Raw genomic sequence first — 396 nt, 5'->3', positions numbered from 1 at the left:
TCGTAGTATTGAACAGGCACTTGCTAAAACGCAGAGACATTTGTTGGTTCGCTTTATGTCGACCTTACTGCTCTGCTTGCTGCTGGTGGAACTGATTGTTGGGGCTATCTTCTTTTTCGACCTTTACCAAACGGAAAAGAAGATCCTTACGTCTATGTCGACCGAGTATCAGCGTATTTTGACTTACGATTCGAGTGAGCGATTGATTCATGTTTTAGAGGCCAACCCTCATCGGCTACTCGAAAACAACATTGCGGTGTATAAGCTTGAGAAGGGCGCTTCATCTGATGGCGTGTTTATCGCTGGTGTTCAACATTTGTCGACAGAACAGCCTTTTTCTAGCTACCAAATTGATGACAATCGTTCATGGCTGGAGAGCTTCATCTTGAGTCCCTA

The 396-nt window shown here is 44.7% G+C and carries 1 pseudogene; it reads left to right on the top strand.

What is annotated here, in order from left to right:
* Positions 1-396, top strand: a pseudogene (locus tag AB4512_RS22180) (sensor histidine kinase); the annotation flags it as partial.

This window comes from Vibrio sp. 10N.222.52.B7, from assembly GCF_041474275.1.
GTDB lineage: Bacteria > Pseudomonadota > Gammaproteobacteria > Enterobacterales > Vibrionaceae > Vibrio > Vibrio crassostreae_C.
This window is presented reverse-complemented; position numbering and strand designations above follow the sequence as displayed.